The organism is Clostridium sp. (genome assembly GCF_017888565.1).
GTDB lineage: Bacteria > Bacillota > Clostridia > Clostridiales > Clostridiaceae > Clostridium.
The window spans coordinates 1-19,520 of sequence record NZ_JAGHFX010000008.1; the positions used below are offsets into that span (position 1 = coordinate 1).

Sequence of the window (19,520 nt, forward strand, 5' to 3'; positions counted from 1 at the left end):
ATTTAACCCTAACTACTCCTAATTCTCCTTCTTGGAATATTGATTGATATGGCTCCCAATCTCTAGTTATTGTGGCTTCTATTTTAAATGGATCAAATACTTGTCTGAAAAGTTCACCTTCATTCCCTACTTTATCTATAGATTTTATTACTACCTCAATTGGCTCTATACTATCTGGAAATAATTCAAATAAGTTTCTCTTTCCTTTATAAACATTATTAGTATTAATAAGATCTTGAGTTACTTTTCTCTCTTCCTCATATTCAGGGTAAAACTCAGCCCAAATTTTATTTACGCCACTGCCTTTTTCTATTATATTTGCAACACTCATATCTAATACAAAAGTATCTTCATTATAGTCATAAGATACTTTTCCAGTTGGAGCAGTTCCATCACTTTTTATAACCACACTATATGAGTTCCAATCAGAATCTAACTTAGGTTCTGATATTCTCACCATAGGATTAATAGTAATTTCTTCTTCGGCACTCATAATTAAATCAAAGTAACTATAAGTATATCCATCTTTTTTACGAATGGAGTAAGATTCATATCCTAAGTCTGTACTTGTATTTAATGTATTAGTTCCTGTTGAAAAATCGTAATACTTAGAATCTATTGGTTCATAATTAGGAATATACGCATCAAATGCTCTCATTTTAGAAAAGTCTGTTGCTCCTAACTTCCTTATTAACGCATGTAAGCTATCAATCTTATATCTAATGTTATCTGGATTAGTTTTCCCATAAACTTTTGCTGTATAATTATCATTTGTTTTTACCCAATAAATATTTTTATCAGTATCTTTATATTCATAATTACTAATTTCTATTTGAGATACAATTGGCTTAGGATAAGGAACATTAACTGTACGGCTAATTTTTTCTCATTTCCAACTTTATCTGTAATAATTGCATCAAGGTAATATGTACCGCATTTATTATCATAATCTTTAGTATTGACTTTAAATGTAATACTATTTTGTCCTTGAGATAAGATTTTTTCTTGTGTTATATCACTATAAGATTCATCAGTCCTTGATTTTAATTTAACTTTATTTACACCACTATGTGCATCTGAGATATTTTTTACAACAACGTCAAATCCTGTTGTTGTTATGTTTTCCACTGTAACTTCACCAAGTGGAGCAACTTTATCAATATTTACACTTATATTTTTTTTAGTTTCATTTCCAACATTATCATATGCTTTACCTTCATAAGTCAATTTACCACTTTGCGTAACTAAAGATGATAATTCATTTGTTCCAGTTGCATTAGCTACCTTTATTCCAGATGAATTATAAAGCTCTATTCTATTCATTCCACTTCCACCACTATTATCAGAAGCACTTAATTTTATAGTAACATCATCTTTAGTCCACCCATAAGTTGTTGTTCCGTTAATTGTTGGTTTCGTACCATCTACTTTTATTATATAATTCTCCTTATCACTTTCGGTATCTGATACAGAGAATGACAAGGCATTCCAAGCTAAACTGCCTATCTTATACGTTCCTTCTGCTTTTGTTGTAATAAACCATTGATCAATTATATCTCCACTAGTATTATAAGAGGTTGTTTTCATACTATAATTAGAAAATAAATTCGTATCTAATTGATCTTTAAAAGAAGTACTATTATCATTAACTCCTAAGCTTGCCACTCTTGTTCCTGAAACATTATATAGTCTAGCCCATCGTCTTCGATTTAATGAATTTATAGGAAATGCTTCATAATCATGATATGATGTTTCAATACCTATATCTTCACCTATTTTGTACCAATAATTATTTCCATTAACATATTTAGAGTTAATAGGCTTCGCATATCCCTTATGTGGCTTTGGTTGTCTATATACGTGATAATAATACCCTTTGTATGTGTTTAATACACTATCCATCCATGGTCCACTGTCATCTCCTTCTTTATAATGAGCATCATATGCCTCTGAATATGTACCATGTAGTGCTTTTTTAGGATGAGAATAAGCAATAACATTACTATATTCTATTCCATTTCCACTGAACATAGAGTTATATCTAGCAGGACCTAAATCCTTAGTCCATCCCTTTTCTGTTATATAAAATCCTTTTGGCGCATCTATCCATTGCCCTACATTATTAGAAATCTTTTTCCCACTTTGTAGTGATTCATTAAAATTTTGTGGAAAATTTGAAGCTACAGTAGGAGTTCTAATCCAATAATGAGTCTCTCCATCATATGCTGGGTAATGAGAATCATTATTTCCCAACCACCAATCATATCCATATCTATAGTTATATTGCTGATTAGCAAATACAATCGTAGATTTAAACATTATGATATTTAAAACTACTAATAGTATAATTTTTATTTTTTTTAACTTCATATTGCTACTCCAGTTACTCTACTGGATCTACGAAAAGAGTCGCAACTCCTACTTTGTAGATTAAGTTAGTAGACCCATTATAAACAACAAAGCTTTCAAAATAGTCATAATTTTTATTTCTAAATGGATCCTCAGCTAAACTTATACTTAATCCATTTTGAAAATTTATTAGTTCTGATATATCATTAGAGTCATAGGTTCCCTGTAAAATTTTTATATCAAAAGCCATACAATCTCTTTTAACTCCATTTACTATATCATAGTATGGATTTTGTTTTGTTTCAGCTAATAAACTGCTTATACTTTCACCATTTAAATATCGATTAAAATACTCTCTATTTACATCTTGTCTATACCAATTTGGATTATTACTATTAATCTTGTTAGTTAAATCCCAATTTATCATTAGTCCACCACTATATCCGCTTGGTGCTACTGCTCCACTAGGTGTACTAGGAACGTTTGGTAATGACTGACTAGGAGTTTGAGCATTACCTCCACCTGATGATACTCCGTCCGGTGAAGTTCCTCCTGATGATTCCCCAATTGATGCTCCTCCTGATATTTCCCCACTTGATGATGTTCCATCATTATCGCTTAATTGAGGTTTTAACAATTCCTCTTTATTAATGTCTAATAAAGCTTTTATTTCTGTAACTTTCTTTGAAGCCATCAAATAATTTCCCTTTTCTATAAGAGCTTCTAGACTTCCAATTTGTTCATAAAATTCATCTTTAATTTGATTTGTATAATTTGCTAAATCACTATCTTTTAATTCTAGATAAGCCTTTCTTACAAATTCTTCATTTTCTTTTACAATATTTTCAAAATCAATATTTAATTTAGTATTTAAATCTTCGGCTTTATTTAGATTTTTATCTTTAATAGTTTTATCAAATTCATTTAACTTTATTTTTACATTATCCAAACTATCAGTTAATATAAAGCTTTCAATCAATTTAATTTTTTGATTATAAGACTCTCTTAGCTCTTTAAATCTTTGTTCTTTTTCACTTTGATTTAATTCTATGTCATTACTAACTTCTAAATTTAAATTCTCCTGACGATTATTATAAATTATAATCCCACCTGCTACTGTAGTTACAGCTATTACAACGCCCACTACTATAACAATAATTTTAGACTTTAAGCTTCCTTTCATTACATTAGTTAAAGTTCCTATTATATTTATTTTTTTCATAGTGTATTCTATCCCCTCATAATCTATTTCATAAGATTTCTTTTAATTTCTTCATCTGCCTCTCGAAAACTTTGTGCTATCTTATTTAAATCATCAGCAATCATTCTTAATATCTCATCGTAATTGTACATACCCTTAATCAAATCATTATATTCCTTTTGAAAAGCCTTTTGAGTATCCCCTTTCCAATTTCTTAATAAATCTTCTGTTACTGACTTAACTCTTTGTTCCGAGCTTTTACAATTGATAGCAGCAGAATTAAATAAATTTGCTGTTTTTGTAAATTCTTCAATATCTATTTGTAATTTAGACATTATTAAACCCTACCTTTTAAATATATAATTTTAAGTCATCATCCTCTTCAATCAACTTTTTGAAATAGTCTTGTAATGAAATAGCATTATCAATATCTTCTTTTACACCTTTAACATTACCAAGTTTAATTCTATTTTTTGCTCTCATAATATATAATTCAGCCATATCTGAATTTAAATCCATTGCATACTTATATGCTTCTTCTGCTTCTTTATTTTTATCAATATCTCTTAATGAGTTTCCTTTAAGCATATAGAGATTAAAATCATATGGATAATATAAAAGTAATTTACTATATTCTCTTGATGCTTCTTCATACTCGTCTAAGAACTTGCTATCTCCATCTAACTTTAATGCTAATGCTTTATAATAGTAAGAATTTATTTTATATGGATCCTCTTTATCTGCATGAATTATTATTTTTTTAAACATTTCATATGCAGCTTTGTATTCTTTAGTCATCATATATATATTGGCTTTAGAAAATATTATTTCAAAATTATTAATATCATTTTCTAGTATATAATCATAAGTCTTTAAAGCATTTACTGTATCCTCTAAAGCTAAATATATTAATGCTTTTTTCTTTAAAACTTCTAAATTGTATTTTTCTATTTCTTCACATATTTCTAATTCTTTTAAAGCATTTTCCAATTGTCCTAACTTTTCAAATAGTAATGCTCTGTCATAACTATATAATAGCTTTCTTCCCACTATTGATTCTATATTATCTAGTAAGTTAAATGCATCTTTTTCCCTACCAATTTCACCAAGAACTATGGCTTTAAAATGATTAGATTCTTCATTATCAAATTCAATCATTAATGCTTTATCATAACATTCTAATGCTTCCTCAAATCTTCCAAGTTCTATTAAAGAACTAGCTTTTTTGTTATATAAGTCTGATCTACTATCGTTTAATCTAATTGCCCTCTCTATCCAGGAAATAGATTGCTCATAATTTTTCATATCAAAAAAGCACTGTCCTAAATTATAAAATAAATTAATGTCCTTCTCTCCTAAAAACATTGCTTTATTATACATTTTTATAGCTTCCTCTAAGTTATTATCAACATGATAATACAAATTACCTCTTTGGAAATATGCATATCCTTCCATTGGATAGTTTTTAATAATCATATCGTAATATTGAATTGATTTTTCAAATTCCTCTGTAATCAAATATAACAAAGCAATATTGTAATGTGCATCTAAATATTTTTCATCTTCATTAATTGCTAATTTAAAGTACTTTAAAGCTTCATCGTATTTCTCATTTTCAACAAAATATAATCCTATCTTATTTAATTCTTCTGATTTACTTAGTTCTAATTCCTTATTCATTATAAACTCCTATTCCTCTTCGTTATCATATTCATATTCTAAACTCCAAATTTCATTATTTATATTTCTAGATGAGCTACCTAATCCACTTCTTAAACTATTTGATGAGCTAATCAAATTTGAAATATTATTATAGAAATTTAATCCAGCTTTACCTCCTATTGAATTACCAACGCCATCTCTAGCCTTATATAAGTTATAATTATTTGAACTATCTATATCAGAAACTGCTGAGTTAATTCTTCCAACTGCTGATGTATATTGATTAATTTTATATCTTATATCTCTTTTACTCAAAAGCATTACCCTCCTTAAAACAAATTTCTTAATAAAATACTATATAAAAAATAATGAACTAGCAATTCAAATTATCTAGTTCATCCATTTACTTATTTACTAAAATATAATTTCTATTTTATCTTTTATACTTAATATTTTGTATAATCTATTATGTAGTTAATTATGGATGAATTTTTCAATCATTTGTGTTATAGCTAATTAAACAAGTATTAAAAGTATATAAGAGGCCAATGCTATACTTGGACATAAAGGCTTCCTATAATTAAGTGAAACTCTCTTTATAAGAAGTAAACAAATACTTGCTATACCAGAAATTCCGAGTGAAAAAATTAGTAATATTATCGCAATCTTAAAATTAGTTAAGCTAATCATCAGCGCTAAGTAAATATCAATATCACCTTTACCAATATAATTAAATTTTCCAAATACAACTACTATTAATAATGATATAACTAGCCATAAAATACTTCTTAAATTAGTCACACCTATTACTAAATTAAATATAAACAAAATACTTGAAATAACAAGTAAAGGTTTGCTTGTTATTTCATAAATATATTTTGTTGAATAATCTATATATGATGTAATAAATAATATTGTCCAAGCCACTACATACATTATTGAATATATACTTAATCCATATTTTATAAAAAGTATATTTGCTAATATAGAATTAACTATACTCAAAAATACTTTTATTGGTATTGAACAGTTAATATTTTGACTATCATTCTTATTAATATAATCACATACATATAGAAAAATATAAGTTGATAAAATAAATACTATAAATATACTAATGCTATATTTCATATTCTTTATAATCTCACTTTTAGTTAGTTATTAATAAGAATCATCTACTACTTTTACTAACTTCCAACTATCTTGAGTAAAAGCATCCTTTAACTCTCTTACTTCAGAACTTGGCACAGTAAAAGTAATTCCTAAAGCTTGCTTATTCTTATCTTCTCTATTAATTTCATTTCCACTAGAATCATAAACCTTTGATATATATAAGTTATCTGCTCTTCTCTCAGTGACTAAATTACCACCTTCATTAAAAGTTACTATTAAATCTACTTTATCACCTTCTCTTAGTATTCCTCCAACTACAGAGGCAACATCAGATGATTTAACAGAAAACTCTCTTTTCTCAACCATATCATTTAATTCATCATCTACACTTACAATTCTATCAATAGATAAAATTTCATTTTTATACATTTCACTAGTTAACATATAATCATAAACATCTTCTTTATTTTTAACATAATTTTTTACTATTTGATCGCTTCTTCTTTCTTCACTTCTAAAAAGATCATCAAAATTTTCTTCATTAATCACATAGTTTTTATCAAGTTCATCTTTATTAACTACATACACCATTTCTGTTCCATTTGGATTAAATATCTTTTGTTCTATATATATAATAAATAGAAAAGATACTATAGTAATTATAAGTGATATAAAAAATGCAATTATTTTATTTTTCAATATTAATCCTCCTCACCCTCTACTAATATATCTGTTTCTTCCATCTTTGTAACATATTTTTCATCTAGGAACATTGGCTTAATATGAAATCCAATTTCAGCATTTATAGTAGTGTGATTTACTATATTTCCCTTAGGAGTAACTACTACTCCCTTGCCACCTCTTTTTATTTCAGTAGTTTTTTCAGGATTTGAATCGCTATAAGTTATTATTTCAACATCATTTCCATCAACGTTATATATTTTAAATGCTATTATATCTACTTTTCCTTTTATAAAGTTATAATCACTTATTGGATAAAAAGAATAATCAAGACCTAAATTCGTTTTTAAGTAATCTTTAAATGTATCAAAAGCCTTTTCATGCTCATTTATTATAAGCCTGTCTATTTTTTCACTCCCACCTAACTCAAGTTTATCAATATGTTTAAAGGCAGCAAGTTCACTACAAACAATATCATCACTTACAGTTTCACTTTGATTTTGTATAATATTAATACTTAAAGCAAATGTAATAAGTACCATCATCAAAGTAATTGAAAATATTACAGTTACTCCAATAATTGTACTTCCTTCTTTTTTCTTCATAATAAAATCCTCACCATTTAGCAGAAGAAGCCTTTGTCACAACTAAAGTTTGATCACTTTCAGTAGTTTTAAATGGAAAACTTGAAAAATCAATGGATTTCTGCTTTACTGTACAATTTATAGTTATCTTAATGTCTTCACCATAATTAACTTTTTCACTTTTTCCTTCTGAACTAAAAGTTACATTAATACTTGATATATTATCACTTTCCAATTCATCAATAATATTATATCTATCACTTGAATCAAGATATCCTTGCTTTTCCATTCTTAATATATATTTTCTTGCTGTTTGATTAACATTATTGTAAATAATGATTGTAGATAAATAGTAAATAGAATATAACAATATCGCAAAGGAGCAAATTATTCCTACCATTTGAATTATAAATTGATGTACTTCTCCACTTTGTTTTTTCATAATCTTATCCTAAAACTTTAATAAATTTAAAAATCTTCCCATTGGCATTATTAAACCACTACCTCTTGTATCTGAATCAAATAAACCATCAACATACGTACTTAAAGATTCCATTGCTGCTTTTAACATAGTTTCAATTTCGTTTCTAAAAATAAAGCATAATGCTACTCCAATTGCAATTAGAACCAAACTTATTACAAGCTTATCATCTCCAGCTTTTTTTCTTAATGATTTCTTTTCCTTCTTTAATTGTTTTAACATAATTAAAACCTCCAATTTTTAAAATAAATTTGTCCAGTTTTTTGAAACTTCAACAAAAAGTCCATACATTATTGCTGCCAAAATTCCAAAATACATTAATAATTGAATTATATCTTTACTTGTACTAATTTTATCAGTTTCCTCTTGAACTAATATCATGTTAGAATCCTTTTGAGAATTTGATAAATCATTCAATGCTTTTTCTATTTTTCCAGTTCTTAATGATTGCTTTATAGTTAAAATAAAAGCTTCAATTTCAACTGAATTAAACGACTCTCCCAAATTATCTAAGGCACCTATTACATCTTTTGTTAAGTTTATTTCTGCACACATTTCTGCTAAAGCATTCTTTAATCTAGTATTTCTAACCATCAAATAGCACTCCGTTAATGCTGAGCCTATGAACACTCCAGCTGCAGTTTGTATACTTAAAAAATCATATACATCAACTATTTGTATTCTTATTTTTTTCATATCGCTATTATTAAACATATAGGTAATTAAGTTAATTAGAAAAAATCCTGCTATCCCAGCTGCTATAGCAATTACTACATCTGAAGAAAATAATACAAAAATAATTATAGAACTTAAACATTTTACTATAATATATCCAGCTGGTGAAACTTTTAATGGATTACCATTTTTCTTAAGATATTTATGTATTCTATCATATGAAAACAGTCCCTTTTCATTTTTTTTCATTAAATCATTTAGTTTACCAGTACTATCATCTTTTTTGTTTTTTTTCTTCTTTTTAATTTTTTCCTTTTGAGTCACTACTATAATATAATAACTTGCAGCAAAAACTGATATTATAATAACTATGTATAATAAGCCAACTATTACCTTCATTTGCTTCACCACCTATAAATTTAATAGTTGATTCTATCAACTGTGATAAACTTATAAATTGCATATAATACTACTAGGATATTATATCCAAGTATAAGATTTCCCATAAAAGTTGTTTTAAGCAACTCAAAATAATTTTCTGTAAATCCACTCACCAAATTAAATAGTAATATTCCAACAGCAACAACACTTAGAATAGCCAATCTACTTTGTCTTACTTCCTTTTTTCTTCTTTCTTTTTCAAGAAAATAGTGTTTCATTATTACTCTTGACTTATTTAATATTTCTCTATAGTTTGCTTCATATTTACTGCATACAGATAGATTTTTAAGCAATTGCTTGAATCTAAAGCTTTCCACTTTATTTTCAAAATTTTTAAAAGCCATATCTATAGGAAGCCCCTTCCTACATTCAAATACAAATTGTTTTGTATATTCCTTTAATGGCTCCTTTATGTATGGTATTGATTTTTCCATTATCTCAACAATATCTGAATTAGAAGCTGATAAGTTTTCTAATATGTTTATATATAATAAGACTTGATCATCAATCTTATCATATGTAGCCTTACTTAAACTTTTTAAGGTTAAACCAATAAACATCAGAACTGAAAGAAATACAGGAATAGAAAATACCAATATACCAAATGCTTTTTGGACGAAAAAAGCGCATATAAATGCAAAACATAAAGATATAAAAATAAGTATTTCACTAGTAAGAAAAGGCATCCATTTCCTCACCCTTGAACTTTCTATTAATATATCTATCTTCTCCAAAATTGTCTTTTTTTCTTTTTCGCCTTCTAATAAAATAGCTACTTCTCTAACCTTTTGTCTTTCTTCATACCTATTTTTTAGATTTCCAAAAGCAAGTTTTATATAATTTCTTCTAAAGATTTCTCTTAATAAATCGAATATAGTATATAACAGTATAAATATTACTATTATTAAAAGTATTCTTCCTAAATAAACAATAATCATTAATTAACACCATCTTATTATGAAGTTATACTTTCATAAATTCACTATATATTTTCTTCTTTTTAACCTTTTCACAACTATCATTTAACTTTTTAAATTTTCCAATATATTTGTTATCATCACTATCTATTTCATATTGGAAAACCTTATTAAATTCTAGTTCTTGAGTATTATAGTTAAATCCAGTAACTTCAGTTATTTCCATAACCTTGAAATCCTTCATAAATATCATAATATCAATATTACTTAGCATTTCAAGTAATTCACCTTTTTTCATATCACTTACATATTTCATATAGTGAACTATTTTGTTAACAGCTTCTTCAGCACTACTTCCATGCACACTTGCAATTCCAGAGTGCCCTGTGTATAGTGCATTTGCCATATCATAAGCTTCTGCTCCTTTTATTTCTCCTATAATGAAATAGTCTAAATCCATAAGAAGCCCATTTATCGATAAATCCCTTAATGTGTACTCTATTTTTCCATCACCTTTAGCAAACTTAACCTTTTGAAAAATTATATCTGGATGCTTGTCAGTAAACAGTTCTTCTGCTTCTTGAATAACTAAGCAAGATTTATCATGTGGTATTTCATCTATTAATGCATTCATCAATGTTGTTTTACCACTAGCACCCTTTCCAGTACAAAATATTGATAAACCAGAATTCATAGCTTCTTCCAAATAGTTCTCTATTTCATCATTAAACATATCTAGCTTTTTCAAATCTTTAATACTGTTCTTATTTTTAGGTATTTTTCTAATCACTAAGCAAGGTAAGCCACCTGAATTTATAAACTCAGATGAAATATTTATTCTTAGTATAAAATCTTTGCTACTATCCTTATCTGTAAACTTTTGAATAGCATTTATTTCACTAAGTATAGAGTTATTCTTAATTGCTATATAATTTATATACTTCTTTAAACTTTCTCTATTTTGAAACTCTATATTAGATTTTAATCTTCTTCCTTTAACCTTAATCCTGATGTTGTTATAATCTATGGTTTTAATATCGGAAATATCAGGATCATCAATTAATTCCTGTAACATCCCATATCCCCATACATAAGTCTCAAACCTAATAAATAATTCGTTAAATTCGCTATCTGTTAACTGTACTTCTTGCAATTTTAAAAACATAAAAATTTCTCTAGTTAACTCATCTTTTGATTTTATTCCTCTTTCAACAGCATTTATTAGATTGGGCCTATTAACAATAAACTCATCTAATATCATATTTATTAAATTATCATAATCAATAAATTTAATTTCATCAGGTGATTCTTCTTGAGGTTCTTCAATTATTTCTTTATTTCTCATAGAATGAACAATATCTATAACTGGAACTTCCTCTTCTTGAAAAATCTTCTTTTCTTTTTTATTATTTTTATTAAATAATAAAACACCCAATACATCATCCCTACTTTTTCTTCAAATTGTAAGCCCCCCACATGAGTATGTGGGGTTCTTTTATGTTATCTTCTTAATTGACTTGCAATCTTTCTATCTACATCTTCCATTGTTGTAGCAACGTCAGAAAGTTGTTTAGATATTCCTTCTAAAACAGTTACAAATTGCTTCATTGAAGGTTGTAATTGCTCATATTGGTTTATAAACTCTCTATTAGCTTGTCCTTCCCATATTGACTTCATTTTATTAACCTCAGAGCTTAATCTTTTTAGCATATCAGTTGTACTGTTTGCATTAGACTTAAATACTCTAGAAGAACTTCTTAATTCTTCTGGTGAAACTCTAATTTTTGTAGACATAATTCCACATCTCCTTTTACTTTTTTAATCATTAATGTCATAAAATTACTTAACTCAATTAAATTATACTATTAAATACACTTTTTAGCAATATTTTCTTTATTTTTTAAACAAAGGAAGCTTTATCTTTTTATAATTACCATTATTAATTACATATCCATACCCTTGTATAATATTAGTTTCTTTTACTCCATAATTAATTCTTACATTAAAGAAATCCTGCTCTTCTATACTCTTTAATAATATACCTTGATTCTTTTTCTTTATTGAATTTATAAATGAATAAGTATATGATAAATCATTAAACTCTTCTTCATTAGCTGCTGCTATTATTACATATCCATATCCATGTTTACTTTCAATAACATCTTTAAGCATATCAATAATGTCATATTCACTTTCAGCATTCCCCAATAGTTCAGAAATATTATCAATAATTATAATTTTCTTATTAAATTGTTTAATTAAATCAATTTCTTTAATTTTACCTTTCTTCATATATACTTCATCTTGGATAAAGTCTTTTCTTTGATCTAATTCATATTTTAAATCTAGTAAACTTTGAATTATATCTTCATTATTATTAGAATAGAAAGAAATATTTTCTTTATCCTCAAGTTCTACTAATCCATAATCACTAGAATCATAAATATACATATCATACTTTTCTGATGTACATGTTTTTTCAACACAAGCTGCAATTGATTTTAATGTATTACTTTTTCCAATAGATTGATTACCTACTATAGGTATAACTTGATTGCTATTAATATTAATAGCAACTTTTTCTATCTCATTAACATCAATTCCAACATAAACATTTTCTAAACCTTGCTCGTTGTAAATATCACTTACAAAATTATCTATTGTTAAATCATCAGGTATTCTAGGAATTGTAATAGCTGTTTTTCCATCCCATCTATCATTAATTTTATTTATTAATTCTTTCATTTTAATAACTCTTTCAGCTTCATTAGTCGCCTTCATAGGTAGTGCTGTTTGGAATTCACATATTTCTTCATCTTTTACTAATCCTCGTCCAGGATTTTTTGCTGGCTCTATTTCAACTCTACCAAATATATTTCCATATTCTCCACTATCAACACAATTTAAAACTATATTATTTTTAAAGTTAGAACTAATTTTATATCTGATATCTGATGAATTTGATACTGTTATTACTAAATAAATTCCTAAATTAGCTCCATCTCTTGAGAACTTAGTAATATCCTCTTCATAATCTTCATATATTTCTGTAAAAGCTGCATAATTATCAATTATAATAACTATTTGCGGTAACGTTATTCCTGTTACTTCTTTATAAGATAATACATTACTTACTCCACATTCAGATAATTGTTTCTTACGTTTTAAAATTTCTTTATGTATAAAATTAATAAAATTCTTTGTTAATACTTCATCATCTGCTGTAATTACACCACCAACATGAGGGATATTTTCATACATTTTTAACATTCTTGATCCAAAATCTAAAATATATATATTTACAACTTCCGGAGTGTAAGTTGCTGCTAGAGATGTAATCATTGTTTGCAATAATGTTGTTTTTCCAACTCCAGGTGATCCAAGTATTAATGTATGACCATTTTCACTTAAATTAATTGAAAGGTTCTTTTGAATTTGCCTTTCTGGATTATCAAGTACACCTATTATTGGATTAATGTTTAAATCACTAGCCTCCCAAATAAATTGTTCCACAGCTTCTGTAACCTCTTCTAAATATATAACTTCCTCTAAAGCTGGTAACCATGGCCCTTGTAACTTTGTAACTCCATTCATTTTAGTTACTTCGTTAATTCTATCAATCATGGCATCTAACTGGGTTTTTCCATCCTTTTTCTTATCATCATTTTTAGAAGAATAAATAACTTTTCTACTTCCATCTATAAGTACTTCTGAAATTTCAACCTCTTTCTTACTTATATCATCTGTATCATATTTCTTTGCTCCACTCCATGCTGATTGAAATAATTCAAATATTTCATTATTTCCTACTTGAAAATAAGCTCTACCTGGATTGGTTATATTAGCTGCTAAAGGAGATTTTATCATTTCATTACTATCAGCTTCATCTTGCACTTTCAAACATAGTTTAAATTTAGAATTTGACCATATTTGATCATCTACAACCCCTGAAGGTTTTTGTGTAGCCAAAATTAAGTGAACACCTAAACTTCTACCTATTCTAGCAGCACTAACAAGCTCTCTCATAAAATCAGGCTGGTCATTTTTTAATTCAGCAAATTCATCAGCTATAATAAGTAAATGAGGGATTGCTTCTTTAGCTTGTCCAGATTTAAATAACTTTATATAAGAATCTATATGATTAACATTATATTCTCCAAATATTCTTTGTCTTCTTTTCAGCTCACTTTTAATTGATACAAGAGATCTATTAATTTGATTTCCATCTAAATTAGTTATTGTACCTACAAGGTGAGGTAAATTCTTAAATTGATTTGCCATACCTCCGCCCTTATAGTCAATTATTATTATACTGATATCATACGGATGATAATTGATAGCTAATGATGTTATATATGTTTGAATAATTTCACTTTTACCTGATCCAGTAGTTCCAGCAACAAGGCCATGAGGTCCATGAAATTTTTCATGTAAATCAAGATAAACAACCTCATCTCCTGCTCTTACTCCTAATGGTACCTTCATTGTCTCAAAAACTTTATTTTTTCCCCATCTTTCTATAATATCAAGTTCATTTTCACTTTTTATATTATATAAGTCAAACAATGTATAGTAACTAGTTAATGCACCTTGCGTAAATGAATTTTTCACAAATATCGGAGACATCTTTCTTGCAAAGCTATCACATATATAATCAGATATATTATTAAATCCTACATTTTTAAATCTATTGCTATTTTTAACATCTTTATAAATAGCACTATTGCTAGTAACTTCTATAATCTTTTTACTTTCTTTTGGTATTAAAGCTAAATCTTCATAAACAAACATTCCAACTGTACCATAATCATTTGTTGATTCTAGCATCTCCATTATAGGTTCGTTTTCACATAGATCTCTATCAGCTATTATTACTATATACACAGTCGAATATCTTACTTTATTGCTATCTTCAGTAAACTTTCTATTTTTAATTTCATCATAAAGTATATTTAGAACATTATGAGCACTTTCTTTCGTATTACCTATATATCTAAATTCTTTTTCATTTGTCCATGTATGAGGTATCCATTTTAGCCATTCCCATTGTTTTTCCTCTTCCTTAGGATAAATAGCAGCAATTTTAACATCTTCAAAATAGTGTAATGTGCTTATCTTAATTATTATATTTTTTAATAATTCTATAGTAGACAACCTATTACCATAAATCCCAATCGGAAAATCTTCCATAAGATTAATACATATAGGTACATCTTCCATCTTTCCATATATATCTTTTAATTTTCTTGGATCTCTTTTTAATATATCCTTATCTATTTCTAATCTTTCATCATCTACTTTAATGTCAAAAGTTAAATCTCCAATACCTCTTCCTAATGATACATTTAAAAAATCTTCATGCTCAGGTACTCTTTCCCATAATCTTCTATCAAATTTGTCTAGAAAATCAATACACTCTTCTGTTTCTGGATTATTAACTCTTATACTTTCCATCAATAACTCTCTTTTATTTATTATTTGAGCTTCTTTATCTTTTACATAATCCTTATATCTTTTGTATCTTTTAAATTGCTGCTTCTTTGTATTAGTTATTTCCATTACATAAGCTAAAATTGATACAAATCCAGTTAATGCCACCATACCAATAGAATAAATCATATTTTTAGCGTCTCCACCACTACTAGCCATCATTGTTGTAAATACCACAGTTCCTAATAGTGGAATCAAAGTTATCAATAAATTATTAGTTGGTGCTTTAGCTTTTTCCGGTGGTTCTTCTATAATAATGTCTTCTTGTGATATATCTTCTAAAAGCCTTGGAGATCTATAAAAACAAGGATAACTAAATGAAGTAGAATTTCTATTTTCAATAACATCTAATCCATTTATTTTAATATTTTTATTATTTTTAGATAACATTATTTTGTACTTATTATATAGAATTTTATATCCAGAAATAATTATAAAATCGTCATCATTTAGCTTTTGACGCTTTTCAATTATTTTTCCATTTACGTATACTCCATATCTACTGTTTAAATCTACTATAAAATCTTCTTCTCCATTTTTAACAATCTCAGCATGATTTTTATCAACAAATTCATCCATTAGAACTATCTGATTACTATCTTCATTTCCAATTTTAATTTTATTAACTTTTTCTATATTAATTTCTCTATCAAAATCCTCAATCTCTACTGTGAAATCCATAAAATAATTTATTTTCAAAATTTCTTCTTTAGATATACAATCCTTAATAGTTATTTTATCCCCACTATTAATTATTTTTCTAGGAACTTTAACTCCATTAATAACGCAATATGAATCTTTTCCATCTGAAATTTGCCAACTTTTTTTTTTCCTAGTAAATATAACATTAAACTCTTTATCATATATTGTTTTAAGATTGACTTGGCATTCATCAGTATTTCCAATAGCTATTATTTCTTCTTCATAATCATCCAAATCTACTTCTTTATATATATCATCATTATGTAAGATTAATACACTTCTAATTTTTCTGTATTCATCCATCTATTCTCCCCCCTAAATAAGAATTATTTTTGTTCCATCGCAAACATTAAATTTCTTTAATATATCATTTCCTTTTAAAAATCCTGTAGGATGCTTTGTCTTAATATAGTATCCAGATATATTTATATCTTTATTATCAATATTTAGAGCCTTTTTTATTGCTACACATACTTCTTTTACAGATATATCTATAGGAATTTCCAAATCCTTTTCTATATTAGTACCATCTATACTAACTGTTACTATAGCTTTATCCATATTTACCTCCTATAACTAATTTAAATTATTCGTTATCGTTAAAATTCCATCACTAAATGAATTATCTATGTTCAAAAGCTTTTTTATATCTATTTCTCCTCTAATGCCATAATCTAAATTTATTGTAGATATTATAGGCAATAAATTTACTGAAATCAATTTAGATATCTTCTTTTCTTTTAAATCATCATACATATTAAAAACAAACTTAAATTTACTTATATTATCTAATTGTCTTAACATAGTATCAATTTTATAACTTGATATTGGGTCTTGTCCCATTACCACTATATTTTCTTCTGCTTCTTCAAATATGTAATAATATTTTGAATCTAATACAGAAGGTAAATCTATTATTATATAATTAAATCTTTTACTATTACGGATATTACTTAATAAGTCTTTTATATCATCTAAACTTATATCTTCAATATCTAAAATACTATCTATAGGATTAAAATAATATAGACTTAACTCCTCATATCTAATAATACTTTCTGATAAAATATATTCAAACTCCTCTCCACCTTCTTTAACATTTATAAGTAAATCTGAAAAATTATATTTGCATCTACTTTCTGTCATAAATATCCCATTTGATTGAATTCTTTCTAAATTCAAATAAAGAACCTGATTATTAGCCTTAGCAAGTTTTATTGCTGTAGCTATAGAAATGGTTGAAGTTCCTATTCCCCCTATTGGTGAAAAAAATGATATAACTTTATTATCCTCTATATTTTCACTATCTTCCTTTGTTTTATTATATATTTCTATAATTTGTTTACATATCTTATCTATAGATTGATATTTATAGATACTTTTATTTTCAGTCTTACTATTTTCAGAAAGTAATACAGCTTTATTTGAGTAATCTTCCTTATGAATTTCATAATAAAAATCTGTACTTATAAGGAATATATCTGCACCTTCTTGGTTCTCAATATAATCTAAAAATAGTTTTTTATTAGAAAATGATACTGCACTTATAATCTCCTTATACTCTGTTGAAATATAATTCATTAAGTTATTTAAATAATGTATATCATTATCTATAACTACTAACTTAATTTGCTCCATAAATTATTACTCCTTACTTTTATTATTTGATATTATTAAAGCTGTAAAAATAATTATTACAACTAACATCCCTACTGCTATACCGATAAATAATTTTTTATCATCATAACTTATTATTAATCCTAAGCTACCTATCATCATTAAAACTATAAGTTGAATTATTATGATTTTTTTATCCTTTTGCCTTGAATCCATCTTTTTATCATATTGATGAATATCTTTATATTCTTCGTATTCTAATTGACTCTCTAAATAATCTTCTATATCTTCTTCATTATCAACATCTTGAAACTCAGAGTAATCTTCTTCAATAATGCTTTTAAATCTTCTCTTTTCTACATCTTTTGTTTCTTCCTTTATTTGTTGTCTATAATTACTATCTTGATTACTTATATGATATGCTCGTTCACTTATTATATCTTCCTCTTCTTTTATTTTAGAAGGTTTATCTAATAGTCTTTCTTCATCTTTTTTCATCTTATACTCAGTAAATAATTGTCCAAATTCATCTAATTTAATTCGATTTTTGGTCATTTTACTTAACATTTTCTTATCGTTATTAGTTAAATTATTTTTATTACCCTTTAAAACTTTTATAATATTCTCAAAGAGATCAATCAAATTTTCTTTTATATCGTTTAGTTCTTCATTCTTAAAAGGCAAATATATCATATAAGGAACTAAATCACTGTTCACATAGATATTCTTATAATCTAAAACCATTTTTCTATTATCCAACATAAATTCTTTCATATTATTTGCACATTTATATATGTTTTCTAATATCTCTATAACTTTTTCAATATCGTATCTATCATCTTGAATTATCTCTGAAAGACTAATCTTATTACATAATTTGTATAGAACTTTTTTATCTGAATTTACTTGAACTATATCAATTTCCAAAAATGGAAGTGAAGGATTGTTCTTTATCATGTTTATTTCATATTCTAAAAGCACCTCATCCTCATTTACACTTAAAGTGCAGTACCTTTTGTTATTTATATTTTCAATATTAAAATTTAAATTTTGTTTACTTTTCATTTCTCCTCCATATTACAAAATGTATAATTTACTTTAACATTTTACTATAATTTACCTCATTAGACAAGTTTCATCAATTATTAAAAATAATTGTTATATAGGTAATATATAGCGATAAATAATAAAAGGTAATGTTTTGCAAACATTACCTTTTATTATCTTATTCTAGTTCTTACCTCATTTAATATATTTCCTCGAACTTCCATGCTTGGATGTACAATTTTTTTCTTATCATTTTTATGCCCAGTAACTTTTACAGAATAAATTTTATGTTCTGCTCCAATTGGTACGTAAAATTTATAATCAAAGCTATCATTTTTCCTAGGAGTTAAATACTTATATGTATCTACGCTTGAATATTCCTCGCTTTCTTCAGCTAATTTATTTAGCTCTTCAGGAAACTCTATTTCTACAAAATCTATTCCTCCAAATAATTTAACCCTAACTACTCCTAATTCTCCTTCTTGGAATATTGATTGATATGGCTCCCAATCTCTAGTTATTGTGGCTTCTATTTTAAATGGATCAAATACTTGTCTGAA

Annotated in this window: 20 protein-coding genes; all 20 read right to left on the reverse strand. The window is 26.3% G+C overall.

Annotated elements, in window-relative coordinates; translation table 11 throughout:
• Positions 1–658 (reverse strand): hypothetical protein (locus tag J7M87_RS01380; RefSeq protein ID WP_291647936.1); only part of this gene is annotated, 658 nt, incomplete at its 3' end.
• Positions 659–828: 170 nt separating this feature from the next.
• On the reverse strand, positions 829–2,370 hold the full coding sequence (locus tag J7M87_RS01385; RefSeq protein ID WP_291647938.1) for a GBS Bsp-like repeat-containing protein: 1,542 nt from the start codon (positions 2,368–2,370) through the stop codon (positions 829–831).
• A 13-nt stretch (positions 2,371–2,383) separates the two neighbouring features.
• Entirely contained in the window at positions 2,384–3,571 is a 1,188-nt protein-coding gene (locus tag J7M87_RS01390; protein ID WP_291647940.1) for a hypothetical protein, read from the reverse strand.
• Between the two features lie 23 nt (positions 3,572–3,594).
• Positions 3,595–3,885, reverse strand: a complete 291-nt coding sequence (locus J7M87_RS01395) for a WXG100 family type VII secretion target (protein ID WP_291647942.1) — start codon at positions 3,883–3,885, stop codon at positions 3,595–3,597.
• 16 nt (positions 3,886–3,901) lie between these two features.
• A complete protein-coding gene (locus tag J7M87_RS01400) occupies positions 3,902–5,230 on the reverse strand; it encodes a tetratricopeptide repeat protein (protein WP_291647944.1) in 1,329 nt (442 codons plus the stop codon).
• Positions 5,231–5,239: 9 nt separating this feature from the next.
• Positions 5,240–5,527, reverse strand: a complete 288-nt coding sequence (locus J7M87_RS01405; RefSeq protein WP_291647945.1) for a hypothetical protein — start codon at positions 5,525–5,527, stop codon at positions 5,240–5,242.
• Positions 5,528–5,728: 201 nt separating this feature from the next.
• Positions 5,729–6,343 (reverse strand): hypothetical protein, encoded by a 615-nt coding sequence (locus J7M87_RS01410; protein ID WP_291647947.1) that lies wholly within the window; start codon positions 6,341–6,343, stop codon positions 5,729–5,731.
• A 30-nt stretch (positions 6,344–6,373) separates the two neighbouring features.
• Positions 6,374–7,024, reverse strand: a complete 651-nt coding sequence (locus J7M87_RS01415; RefSeq protein WP_291647949.1) for a hypothetical protein — start codon at positions 7,022–7,024, stop codon at positions 6,374–6,376.
• A 2-nt stretch (positions 7,025–7,026) separates the two neighbouring features.
• A complete protein-coding gene (locus J7M87_RS01420; RefSeq protein ID WP_195431300.1) occupies positions 7,027–7,611 on the reverse strand; it encodes a hypothetical protein in 585 nt (194 codons plus the stop codon).
• A gap of 10 nt (positions 7,612–7,621) precedes the next feature.
• Positions 7,622–8,032 carry a DUF4320 family protein gene (locus tag J7M87_RS01425; protein WP_291647956.1) on the reverse strand — a complete coding sequence of 137 codons (411 nt, stop codon included), beginning with the start codon at positions 8,030–8,032 and terminating at the stop codon, positions 7,622–7,624.
• Between the two features lie 9 nt (positions 8,033–8,041).
• Positions 8,042–8,293 carry a hypothetical protein gene (locus J7M87_RS01430; protein ID WP_291647958.1) on the reverse strand — a complete coding sequence of 84 codons (252 nt, stop codon included), beginning with the start codon at positions 8,291–8,293 and terminating at the stop codon, positions 8,042–8,044.
• Between the two features lie 18 nt (positions 8,294–8,311).
• The gene (locus tag J7M87_RS01435) at positions 8,312–9,145 is read right to left on the reverse strand and encodes a hypothetical protein (protein ID WP_291647959.1); all 834 of its coding nucleotides are present in this window, start codon (positions 9,143–9,145) and stop codon (positions 8,312–8,314) included.
• Between the two features lie 20 nt (positions 9,146–9,165).
• On the reverse strand, positions 9,166–10,125 hold the full coding sequence (locus J7M87_RS01440) for a hypothetical protein (protein ID WP_291647961.1): 960 nt from the start codon (positions 10,123–10,125) through the stop codon (positions 9,166–9,168).
• 25 nt (positions 10,126–10,150) lie between these two features.
• Positions 10,151–11,539, reverse strand: a complete 1,389-nt coding sequence (locus J7M87_RS01445; protein ID WP_291647962.1) for an ATPase, T2SS/T4P/T4SS family — start codon at positions 11,537–11,539, stop codon at positions 10,151–10,153.
• A gap of 65 nt (positions 11,540–11,604) precedes the next feature.
• Positions 11,605–11,898: a WXG100 family type VII secretion target gene (locus J7M87_RS01450; protein WP_291647963.1), complete on the reverse strand. Its 294-nt coding sequence runs from the start codon at positions 11,896–11,898 to the stop codon at positions 11,605–11,607.
• Between the two features lie 99 nt (positions 11,899–11,997).
• Positions 11,998–16,599 carry a type VII secretion protein EssC gene (gene essC, locus J7M87_RS01455; protein ID WP_291647964.1) on the reverse strand — a complete coding sequence of 1,534 codons (4,602 nt, stop codon included), beginning with the start codon at positions 16,597–16,599 and terminating at the stop codon, positions 11,998–12,000.
• A gap of 12 nt (positions 16,600–16,611) precedes the next feature.
• A complete protein-coding gene (locus tag J7M87_RS01460) occupies positions 16,612–16,857 on the reverse strand; it encodes an EsaB/YukD family protein (RefSeq protein WP_291647966.1) in 246 nt (81 codons plus the stop codon).
• Between the two features lie 15 nt (positions 16,858–16,872).
• Positions 16,873–17,934 carry an AAA family ATPase gene (locus J7M87_RS01465; protein ID WP_291647968.1) on the reverse strand — a complete coding sequence of 354 codons (1,062 nt, stop codon included), beginning with the start codon at positions 17,932–17,934 and terminating at the stop codon, positions 16,873–16,875.
• Between the two features lie 6 nt (positions 17,935–17,940).
• Entirely contained in the window at positions 17,941–18,978 is a 1,038-nt protein-coding gene (locus tag J7M87_RS01470; protein ID WP_291647970.1) for a DUF6382 domain-containing protein, read from the reverse strand.
• 155 nt (positions 18,979–19,133) lie between these two features.
• Positions 19,134–19,520 (reverse strand): hypothetical protein (locus J7M87_RS01475; protein WP_291647972.1); only part of this gene is annotated, 387 nt, incomplete at its 5' end.